The sequence below is a fragment of the Acidiferrobacteraceae bacterium genome, assembly GCA_037388825.1.
GTDB lineage: Bacteria > Pseudomonadota > Gammaproteobacteria > Acidiferrobacterales > JAJDNE01 > JARRJV01.
On record JARRJV010000015.1, the window covers coordinates 35,613 to 45,531 of the forward strand.

Here is a 9,919-nt window from a genome sequence, read left to right on the forward strand (position 1 = left end):
CTGCCGTTCAGGCAAGACCCCGCTCAGAGTTCCGCCGGCAACTTGAAGCCAGCCACGGAGGCCTGCAGTTCCCGCGCGAGATCGGACAGACGACCAATGGACTCCGCCGTCTGGCGCGTACCGGAAGAAGTCATCGTCGTCGTCTCCTGAATCTGCGCCATGGAACCGGATACCGTTGTCGCGTGCTCGGACTGGATGCGGGCGTCGTTGGCGATATCGACAATCAGCGAGGCGAGCTGCTCGTTCACCGACTCGATCTCACCCAGGGCCTGACCCGCAGCATCCGCCAGGCGCGTGGTTTCCACCACACCGTTGGTCGCCTGCTCCATGGAGGCCACTGCCTCATTGGTATCAGCCTGAATCGTCTTCACCAGTTCCGCGATCTGCTTGGTCGCCTCGGCAGAGCGTTCCGCGAGGCGCTGCACTTCATCGGCCACGACCGCGAACCCGCGGCCCGCTTCACCGGCCATGGCCGCCTGGATGGCCGCGTTCAGCGACAGGATGTTGGTCTGTTCCGCAATGTCGGTGATCAGTTCAACGATTTCACCAATCTGCTGCGAGGATTCGCCCAGGCGCTTGATTCGTTTCGCCGTTTCCTGAATCTGTTCGCGCATGTCGTCCATACCGGTGATCGTATCGTGCACCGCGTCGGCCCCGCGTTTTGCCGTTGTCAGCGAGCCGCGCGCCACCTCGGCCGACATCTCCGCCGATGTCGACATGTTCTCCATCGACTTGGCCATCTCCATAACGCGCTCGGTAGTTTCGGTAATCTGCGCCGCCTGACGCAGGGTGGCTTCGGTCAACTCGGTCGCCGTCTGCCGGCTTCGTTCCGATGCGAGCGCCACCTCCTGGGCCGCGGTTTTGATTCGCGATACCAGTCCGCGCATCTCCTTCACAGCAAAGTTGATGGAGTCCGCGATGGCCCCGGTAATCTGTTCGGTCACCTCGGGCTCAATTGAAAGGTCGCCGTCCGCAAGGTCACCCATCTCATCCAGCAGTTTCAGAATGGCGTCCTGGGTTTCGCGGTTCTGATCCTCCTGTGCGCGGGCACGGGCACGTTCGTCGCCGACCAGCTTGCGGCCCAGCAGAAGCAGGAATGCGATGGAAACACCACCCATCACCCAGGTCAGGTAGGTCAACCAGACCCGTTCGCGACCCAGATCGGTATAGGCACCCACCAGACCGCGCGAGGCATCCAGCAAGGGGTCCGACTCCTTGAATACTTCAGTACTGGCACGCTGGGAAATAAACAGCTCGGCGGCCTGGCCGAGAATGCCCTCGATGTGCTTGTTCATATCGGAGAATACGCCGGCGGCCTCCTTGAGTTTCGGTTGTACCGAAGCAGGGGCCACGCGCTGGAGACGTAGTTGCGTGTCCTTGAACAGCTTGGAGTCCTTGCCGAACTCGGCGGCCGCAACCGCGGCTTCGGCACCGCCCTTGGCGAACAGGTTCACATCCTTGGCAATACGCTGGCTCAACATGCCCTGGCGTGCGGCAATATAGAGGTTCTTGGCGCTCATACGCGCGCTGCTTCCCTTTTCCACCACTTCGTCCGACACGGCCAGCAGCAACGGGGCCAGCTGGTTGATCTTGGTCACGTGGTCATTCATCGCAAGCATGGTTTTTTGCTGCTTGAGAATCTGGTCCACGTTGCCGCGCATGCCTTCCTTGGGCCGCGGCGCCCAGATCTTGGTTACGGCAGCCAGTTCCGGCCGGACCGAGTCCGGACTTGCGGGGATCCCGTTAACTGAATCGCCGCGACGCAGGGTAGTCATGATGACCTCAAAACGGTCGCGCGATTTTTTCAGGCTTTTGAAGGCACCGGGCTCGCCAAGCACCGCTTCCCGGGCATCCTTCGCAAGACGCTGGGACAACATCAACAGCTGTGACGAAAGCTGGACATATTTGCTGTCGCGATCGGCCAGGTTTGCATTGACCCCGAATACCCAGGCCACGGCAATGAATGACACCACCATGCCGCCGAGAAGGAACGGCAGACCCGAAAGCAGGTTCACCGACGCGAGACCCGCGAATGGCTTGCGACCGCCAGACGGGCTCGGCTCGTCGACTGCGATCTCTCCGGCGGCCAGATCGATTACGTCCTCCGACGGATGATCCAGCGAAGGGGACTTTCTGTTGAATAAAGCCATAACCTCTACCTCGACTCGCGATGAGGGTCCTGTACCCCGGCTGGACCGGACCCTGTTTTTTAGATTGCCCTAGTGCGCGCCCACGGCACGAAATGCCGCACTCTCCGCGAGCGCGTTGAAATCAAACACTCCCCACAGAGACCCTTCCCGCAAAAACGCGCCACTCAGGTAGGAACCAAGCGCATCGTCCACGGAAGAGATCTTCTGACGATCGCCCTCCTCAAAATGCCGGAGACCGAATACGTCATCCACCAACAGGGCCGTGTTCAGACCCTCCACATTCATGACCAGTACCCGCGAGTGCTGGTCGATAAAAACCGGCTTGCGACCGAAAAATTCCGACAGATCAACAATGGTGATCAGATTTCCGCGTACATTGGCCACGCCCTTGAGCCAAGAACGGGTCCCGGGCACCACGGTATAGTTCTCGACATGGAGTACCTCGCTCACATGATCCAGCGGCGCAACCAGATTCATCTCACCTACCCGGAAACCGACGCCGGACCAATACTCGACCGGCTCTTCCTCCTGGGGAAGTGTTGGCATGCGGGCCATACTGTCCCGCTGCATCTTTTGCAAAAGTTCAAGCGGGTTGGCCATAAGTCTCTCTCGAATCCACGATTTGGCCGATCAAAGCGCCTTGATCTTGGCGATCAGGTCGCCTTCGTTAACCGGCTTGACAACATAGTCCTTGGCACCCTGTCTCAGGCCCCAGGCCTTGTCCGTCTCCTGATCCTTGGTCGTGCAGATGATGACCGGAATTCCGCTGGTGTCCGGATCACGTGTTATTGATCGCGTGGCCTCAAAACCGCTCATGCCGGGCATGACGACGTCCATAACGATCAGATCGGGTTTCTGCGCCTTGGCCGTTTCAATTCCTTCTTCGCCGCTTGCCGCGCTAATCACGTCGAACCCGTTCTTCTTGAGCATCTCCGTCAGGACGTGCGTATCTGTGGGTGAATCGTCAACCACCAGTACCGTTTGAATCGCCATGTGCTTCTCCAGTCTTTCCGTCTGCGTTGTTCTTGGCCGAGTGGACGCGAGGCGCTCAGGCCGCCTTGTTGACGTATTTGTCGATCACTTCAATCAGTTCTTCCTGCGTGAACGGCTTATTAATATGTTCTTCGGAGCCAGCGATTCGTCCGCGGGCGCGGTCAAACAATCCATCCTTGCTTGAAAGCATCACAACCGGGGTGTGCCTGAATTTCTTGTTGTTCTTGATCAACTGGCAGGTCTGATACCCGTCCAGCCGCGGCATCATGATGTCGACGAACACGATATCGGGCTCCTTGTCCGCGATGACGGACATGGCCTCAAACCCGTCGGTCGCGGTATAGACCTCGTAGCCGGCTTTCTTCAGCAAGGCCTCCGCCGTACGGCGGATGGTGTTGCTGTCGTCGATCACCATAACCTTTATTGTCACGCACCCACCCTTGAGCGTCCCGCCGCCTTCCCCGGACGGCTTTCGTACACGACATTTTCCGGAATTCCCGCGATCCGGGAACCTTTAAATGTATTTTCTCCGGTTTCTCTCGTATGATAATGATTTGTTAGCACAAATTCTCCGGTAAATCCATTTTTTTCGTGCGAGGGACACGGAATTTGATCCTCCCGGAGATGTCAGGCCGGCAAACCCATGAAGGATCAACTTGTATATAGCATGATCCGGGCCAACCACCACCTTGAGCAGTTGCCCCGGGACGGCTTTGCGCTACCATTGGCAACCCGAAGCCAGTCTGCCCGCTATGGGCGAAAAGGCTATCATTTCAACCGGAAGATCATGACCAGACCATGACCGCAATCGAGCCTTTGCATGCCGTTCCCCACCTTACCACGGCCCTGACCGGACCGTTGTATGAGATTGAACGTCACATGCTCGACTACCAGACCGAGATCGAGCAATGGTTTCGCGCGGAATGGCGCAAGACCCGGGCGCCATTCTACGCCTCCGTAGATCTGCGCAATTCCGGCTTCAAACTGGCCCCCGTCGACACGAATCTGTTTCCCGCCGGCTTCAACAACCTCAATCCGGCCTTCGTCCCCCTGTGTATCCAGGCCGTGCAATCGGCAATCGAGCGCGTACACCCGGAGGCCTTCGGGATCCTGCTGGTACCCGAAAACCATACAAGAAATACGTTTTATTTGGAGAATCTGGCATCACTGCGCGAAATCATCGAATTGGCTGGATTCCAGGTACGCATCGGCTCGCTCCTGCCAGATCTGGAGGACCCGATGAGCATTTCCCTGCCGTCAGGGCGTTCGGTACTGCTGGAACCACTGACACGCAACGGCAATCGAGTAGGGCTGGCCGGTTTTGATCCCTGCCTGGTCCTGCTGAACAACGACCTGTCTTCCGGTCGCCCGGAAATCCTGGAAGGGATTGAGCAACCGGTGGTCCCGCCACTCGATATCGGCTGGACGCTGCGTCGGAAATCGGATCACTTTGCCCACTACCAGCGGGTCGCACGCGAGTTCGCCGAAAAAGTGGAGATCGACCCCTGGCTGATCGACCCCTATTTCCGCAAGTGTGGCAAGATCGATTTCATGAAGCGGGAAGGCGAGGATTGCCTGGCAAAGAATGTCGGCGCCCTGCTGGAACAGGTGCAGAAGAAGTATGCCGAGTACAAGATCGATCACGAGCCCTTCGTAATCGTCAAGGCGGAGCGTGGAACCTACGGAATGGGAATCATGATGGTCCGTAGCGTGGATGAAGTCCGCCAGCTGAGCCGAAAACAGCGCACCAAGATGGCCCGCATCAAGGAGGGCCAGTCTGTGTCGGAGGTCATCATCCAGGAAGGTGTCTACAGTTTCGAGACTTGGGCTCAAACCAATGCGGTGGCCGAGCCCGTGGTGTACATGATCGGCCATCATGTGGTCGGTGGCTTCTACCGCGTCCACACCGACCGCGGTCCGAATGAAAACCTCAACGCACCGGGCATGCATTTCGAGCCCCTTGCCTTCGAGGAACCCTGTACCACGCCGGACCCAAACCGTTCACCCGACGCAAACCCCAACCGGTTCTATGCCTATGGGGTTATCTCCCGACTGGCCCTGCTGGCTGCCGCGCGCGAACTGGCCAGCCTGGCGTGAATCCCGCAGCCCCCGTCAATCCCGATTCAGCAGACTTGTGGACTGAGGCCCTATGACAATCCGATTGGGCGTGGTGATGGATCCCATCGCCAACATCAACCCGAAAAAGGACAGCACCCTTGCCATGCTGCTGGCGGCGCACAAGCGCGGCTGGCAGATCCAGTACATGGAGCAGGCGGATCTGTTCCTGCGTGACGGTGAATCCTATGCCGATGCAAGGACGCTTCTATCCGTGTCCTACGATCCCTCGCAGCTGTATGACCTGGACGAGCCGCGGCAGATTGCCCTTGCCGATCTCGATGTCATCCTGATGCGCAAGGACCCGCCGTTCGACACGGAATACATCTACACCACGTACATTCTGGAACAGGCCGAGGCCAGGGGCGCGCTGGTGGTCAACCGCTGCCAGGCGCTACGCGATGCCAACGAGAAGATGTTTACCGCCTGGTACCCGCAGTGCATTCCACCCACCCTGGTCACACGCGATGCCGGCCGGATCCGTGACTTCCTCGCGGAACAGGACGACATTGTCGTGAAACCCCTGTGGGGCATGGGCGGTGCGTCAGTCTTTCGCCTGGGCACGAATGACCCGAATATCGGCGTGGTGATCGAGACCCTGACCCATTTCGGCACGCAGTACATTATGGCCCAGCGCTATCTCCCGGAGATCCGCGACGGCGACAAGCGCATCCTCATGATTGATGGTGAGCCCGTCCCCTGGGCCCTCGCCCGTATTCCCCGCCCGGGTGAGACGCGGGGAAATCTGGCCGCAGGCGGTGAAGGAGTGGGAGTCGAACTGAGCGAGCGCGATCGCTGGATCTGCCAACAGGTCGGCCCCAGCCTGCGCGACCGGGGCCTGATTTTCGTCGGCCTGGACGTAATCGGCGACTATCTCACGGAAATCAACGTCACCAGTCCCACCTGCATCCGCGAACTCGATACGATCTACGATCTGGATATCGCCAGTCAGCTGATGGACGCCATCGAGAAACGCCTGAAATGAACCCGCGCATCCTGATCGCTTTTCCGCTGGCCGTACTACTGGCGGCCTGCGGCCAGTCCGGACCACTGCACACCGACCGCGCGTTTTTCGGCACCCGGGTGTCCCTGGACATCCGCGCGAAAGACAGCAGTGCGGCGCGCAAGGCACGCGATGAGATCCTGGCCGAACTGAAAACACTGCAGGGCATCCTGCCGCCGGCTTCGTCCAAGCCGATGATGCGCACCAATCTTTTGCTGGAAAGCGGCGAATGGTTTTCCGTCAATCCGTCCATCTATCGCCTGATCGTGCAATCCCAGGACTATTACCGGCGAAGCGGCGGCCGCTTCAATCCAGCCCTTCTGGGCGCCCTGAAGCAGCTGCGCGCGAAGCAGTCCGTGCGCAAGGAAGGGAGCGCCCCTGACCCGACCGCACTGGCCCAGTTGCACAAAGCCGCTCCCTCCATGAATGACATCGACGTTGATGGAATCCGCATGCGTAACCGGAACCCGCAGCTGCGCCTGGACTTTGGCCTGCTGATCTACGGCTATGCCGCCGACGCGGAAATCGAGCACTTGCGCGCCCTGGGGATCCACAACGCCCGCGTGTCCGTCGGGCCGGTCACGCGGGTACTGGGGTCGGAAGGTTCGGGGCCCTGGACCGTTGCACCCACGCAATCTGGTCCGCAACTTCACCTGGGCGACGGTCAGGCCGCGTGCGTACTCGGTGGACGCGACTCAACCTATCAGGATGATCTTCTCGACCTGCACACCGGCGCGCCGGCTTCCGGTACCGCATCCGCCGTCGTCGTCGCCGGCACCGCAAGCGAGGCCGCTGCCGCTTGCTCGGTATTGTTCGTTGGGGGACCGGAGGCCTGGCACGCGGTGACCCGGGGCCTGGGGCTCAAAGCCGTGCAACTGCGCACGAGCGATGGCCGCGTCCTGACCGGCGCGGCGATGAAAGACCTGTCCGAAGGGCACGAAAACAGCGCCCAAAAGGGCTAAACTACGCTTGATGGACGCCACGCAGGAACATCCGTTCTCCAGCAAGGACCGTCTCGGTCTTAGCACCTTTGTATCGCTCCTGATACACATGGGGATCATTCTCGGGATCACCTTCACGCTGCCCAAGCTGCGGGAGATTCAGGGCCTGCCCACCCTGGAGGTGACCCTGGTTCAGACTCGCACCGAAGACAAACCGAAGGACGCCGATTTCCTTGCCCAATTCAACCAGATTGGCGGCGGTGACACGAAGAAGGAAAAGGAGGCCCAGACGCCCCTGCCGGTGAGGGAGCTGAGTGATCGGGATTCAGATCTGCCGACCCAGCCCCAGCTACCACAGAAGCGCATGAAACCGATCCACGAAACCGCCGACCTCATGCATACGGACTCGGACAGCCACCGGATTCCAATCACGAACCCAAAGAACAGCCGCGTGGAACCCAGGATGCAGCCACGTAGCATCGGGTTCCTGCAGCAGGTCGATCCCAGTAATGAACGGACGCGCCAGTGGACCGAAATCGGCCGCTACTGGCAGGACAAGCAAAAGCGTCCGCGCCACAAGTTCCTGCATGCGCGCGCGCGACAATACAAATACGCCGCCTACATTGCGTCCTGGGAGGCCAAGGTCGAACGCATCGGGAACCTGAACTACCCGGAAAAGATAAAACGCCTGGGCCTGTCCGGCAGCGTGGTCCTCGATGTGGCCATTCGCGCGAACGGATCGATCTATGACATTCACGTCGTTCGCTCGTCCGGAAACAAGCTCCTGGACAACGCCGCAATTCGCGCGGCGCGACTGGCGGCACCGTTCGAACCCTTCCCGCCGGACATCCGGGAAGAGACCGACATCCTCCACCTGACCCGGACGTGGGAATTCAACATGGCCCCGGGGACGACCGGCTAGCCGGCTTGCGCGCCGCCGGTTGCTGGCTGATACTACACCGAATGGGCACGTTCACGCCGCTCACCAACCAGCTCCTCATCGCCATGCCGGCGTTGGCTGACCCGAATTTTTCCCGAACCGTCACCCTGATCTGTGATCACAGCCCCGACGGCGCCCTGGGCCTGGTGATTAACCGCCCGCTTGAGCTCGCTCTCGGCGATCTGTTCGATCCACGCCATTGCCGAAGACCGGGGCCCGGACACCTGGCTCGTTGCCCTGGGCTATGCCGGCTGGGGCGCCGGCCAACTGGAACAGGAGATGGCGGACAATGCGTGGCTCAATGGCCCGGCGGACAACCGCATCCTGTTTCATACCCCACTGGCGGAACGGTGGCAGGCCGCGGCAGCCCGGCTTGGCGTAGACCTCAGCACGCTGCACGGCGGCGCCGGCCACGCCTGACCATGGGTGGACGAAATCTGCTCGGCTTCGACTACGGCGAAAAAACCATTGGCGTTGCAGTTGGCAATACCGGCACCGGTCAGGCCCATCCCCTGACCGAGATCGGCCGCGTGCGTGGCCAACCGGACTGGGACGCAATTGCCGGTCTTGTGCAGGAATGGAACCCGGTTGCGTTGGTTGTGGGCCTGCCCCTGAAGATGGATGGAAGCGACAATCCGGTCACCGGGGCCGCGAGAAAGTTTGGTAATCGCCTGCACGAACGCTACAATCTGCCCATATATATGGTAGACGAGCGGCTCACAACGCGGGAGGCGAGGTCCGATCTCATCGACGCCGGCGTTCCCGTTCGCCGCCACAAGCCGGTTCTCGACAGACTGGCGGCACGCAGTATCCTCCAGACCTTCCTGAGTGAACATTCGGAGTCCGACCTTGAGCGAGCGGATTGATATCGACGCGGCCATCTCACGCATGGCGGACGAACTACGGCCGCAACTCAAGCGTGACCCGCTCATGATCGGAATCCACAGCGGTGGTGTCTGGATTGCCAGGCGTCTTCACCAGGCCCTCGGACTGACCGAACCCCTGGGCGCGCTGGACATCTCGTTTTACCGGGACGACTTCACTCGCATCGGAATCAACCCCCAGGTGAAGGCGTCCGATCTGCCGGTGGACATTGATGATCGACACATCATTCTCGTCGACGATGTCCTTCACACGGGGCGAACCATCCGTGCCGCAATGGACGAACTGTTCGATTACGGGCGACCCGCATCCATCACCCTGGCGGTGTTGATCCTGCGCCCGGAGGGCCGCGAACTGCCGATCCAGGCAGACGTGGTCGGGACCACGCTGGAGCTGGCACCGGACCAGCGGGTGAAGCTGACCGGTCCGGAACCCCTGGAACTGCGCATCGGGGAGGCTCGCCGGTGAGCGCCGATCTGCAATTTGACGCCCGCGGACGACTGCACCATTTCCTCACCATCGAGGGTCTGCCCCGGGAGACCCTGGTCGAAATACTGGACACCGCCGAATCCTTCGTCTCGGTGGGCGAACGGGAGATCAAGAAGGTCCCGCTCCTGCGCGGCAAGACGGTGGTAAACCTGTTCTTCGAGGCCAGCACCCGCACCCGCACCACCTTCGAGATCGCGGCCAAACGCCTGTCTGCCGACGTGATCAATCTCAATCCCGGCATTTCGTCCACGCGCAAAGGCGAGACCGTGCTGGATACCATCGACAACCTGGAGGCCATGCGCACCGACCTGTTCGTCGTGCGTCACAACCAGAGCGGCGCCGCCTATCTGATCGCCAAGCATCTGCCGCCACACGTCCGCCTCATCAACGCCGGCGACGGGCGTCA

General features: G+C 60.5%; 12 protein-coding genes. 8 read left to right on the plus strand and 4 right to left on the minus strand.

Annotated features, from left to right (window positions below; all coding sequences use genetic code 11):
- Window positions 1–23: 23 nt before the first annotated feature.
- From P8X48_04235 to P8X48_04250, 4 genes are all read right to left on the minus strand, one after another.
- Entirely contained in the window at window positions 24–2,150 is a 2,127-nt protein-coding gene (locus tag P8X48_04235) for a methyl-accepting chemotaxis protein (protein ID MEJ2106528.1), read from the minus strand.
- Window positions 2,151–2,219: 69 nt separating this feature from the next.
- Window positions 2,220–2,696, minus strand: a complete 477-nt coding sequence (locus P8X48_04240; protein MEJ2106529.1) for a chemotaxis protein CheW — start codon at window positions 2,694–2,696, stop codon at window positions 2,220–2,222.
- Between the two features lie 84 nt (window positions 2,697–2,780).
- The gene (locus tag P8X48_04245) at window positions 2,781–3,137 is read right to left on the minus strand and encodes a response regulator (protein MEJ2106530.1); all 357 of its coding nucleotides are present in this window, start codon (window positions 3,135–3,137) and stop codon (window positions 2,781–2,783) included.
- Window positions 3,138–3,198: 61 nt separating this feature from the next.
- On the minus strand, window positions 3,199–3,558 hold the full coding sequence (locus tag P8X48_04250; protein MEJ2106531.1) for a response regulator: 360 nt from the start codon (window positions 3,556–3,558) through the stop codon (window positions 3,199–3,201).
- Between the two features lie 383 nt (window positions 3,559–3,941).
- Here P8X48_04250 and gshA point away from each other — a divergent pair, with 383 nt between their 5' ends.
- The 8 genes from gshA to pyrB all read left to right on the plus strand — a co-directional run.
- Window positions 3,942–5,240, plus strand: coding sequence for a glutamate--cysteine ligase (gene gshA / locus P8X48_04255; protein MEJ2106532.1), 1,299 nt, complete (start codon window positions 3,942–3,944; stop codon window positions 5,238–5,240).
- A 52-nt stretch (window positions 5,241–5,292) separates the two neighbouring features.
- A complete protein-coding gene (gene gshB / locus P8X48_04260) occupies window positions 5,293–6,243 on the plus strand; it encodes a glutathione synthase (protein ID MEJ2106533.1) in 951 nt (316 codons plus the stop codon).
- The gene (locus P8X48_04265; protein MEJ2106534.1) at window positions 6,240–7,223 is read left to right on the plus strand and encodes a lipoprotein; all 984 of its coding nucleotides are present in this window, start codon (window positions 6,240–6,242) and stop codon (window positions 7,221–7,223) included. The genes gshB and P8X48_04265 overlap by 4 nt, the downstream gene beginning before the upstream one ends.
- Before the next feature lie 10 nt (window positions 7,224–7,233).
- Window positions 7,234–8,124, plus strand: a complete 891-nt coding sequence (locus tag P8X48_04270; GenBank protein ID MEJ2106535.1) for a TonB family protein — start codon at window positions 7,234–7,236, stop codon at window positions 8,122–8,124.
- A 180-nt stretch (window positions 8,125–8,304) separates the two neighbouring features.
- Window positions 8,305–8,562, plus strand: a complete 258-nt coding sequence (locus P8X48_04275; protein ID MEJ2106536.1) for a YqgE/AlgH family protein — start codon at window positions 8,305–8,307, stop codon at window positions 8,560–8,562.
- 2 nt (window positions 8,563–8,564) lie between these two features.
- On the plus strand, window positions 8,565–9,008 hold the full coding sequence (ruvX, locus tag P8X48_04280; GenBank protein ID MEJ2106537.1) for a Holliday junction resolvase RuvX: 444 nt from the start codon (window positions 8,565–8,567) through the stop codon (window positions 9,006–9,008).
- The gene (gene pyrR, locus P8X48_04285) at window positions 8,992–9,492 is read left to right on the plus strand and encodes a bifunctional pyr operon transcriptional regulator/uracil phosphoribosyltransferase PyrR (protein ID MEJ2106538.1); all 501 of its coding nucleotides are present in this window, start codon (window positions 8,992–8,994) and stop codon (window positions 9,490–9,492) included. Before ruvX ends, pyrR begins: the two co-directional genes overlap by 17 nt.
- Window positions 9,489–9,919, plus strand: a 431-nt coding sequence (pyrB, locus tag P8X48_04290) for an aspartate carbamoyltransferase catalytic subunit (GenBank protein MEJ2106539.1), incomplete at its 3' end; no start/stop codon positions are given. The genes pyrR and pyrB, both read left to right, overlap by 4 nt.

Excerpts from the sequence above, each read along its gene's own strand:
- P8X48_04235 (MEJ2106528.1), bottom strand. The coding sequence starts at position 2,150 with ATGGCTTTATTCAACAGAAAGTCCCCTTCGCTGGATCATCCGTCGGAG.
- P8X48_04240 (MEJ2106529.1), bottom strand. The coding sequence starts at position 2,696 with ATGCCAACACTTCCCCAGGAGGAAGAGCCGGTCGAGTATTGGTCCGGC.
- P8X48_04250 (MEJ2106531.1), bottom strand. The coding sequence starts at position 3,558 with ATGGTGATCGACGACAGCAACACCATCCGCCGTACGGCGGAGGCCTTG.
- gshA (MEJ2106532.1), top strand. The coding sequence starts at position 3,942 with ATGACCGCAATCGAGCCTTTGCATGCCGTTCCCCACCTTACCACGGCC.
- gshB (MEJ2106533.1), top strand. The coding sequence starts at position 5,293 with ATGACAATCCGATTGGGCGTGGTGATGGATCCCATCGCCAACATCAAC.
- P8X48_04265 (MEJ2106534.1), top strand. The coding sequence starts at position 6,240 with ATGAACCCGCGCATCCTGATCGCTTTTCCGCTGGCCGTACTACTGGCG.
- P8X48_04270 (MEJ2106535.1), top strand. The coding sequence starts at position 7,234 with ATGGACGCCACGCAGGAACATCCGTTCTCCAGCAAGGACCGTCTCGGT.
- ruvX (MEJ2106537.1), top strand. The coding sequence starts at position 8,565 with ATGGGTGGACGAAATCTGCTCGGCTTCGACTACGGCGAAAAAACCATT.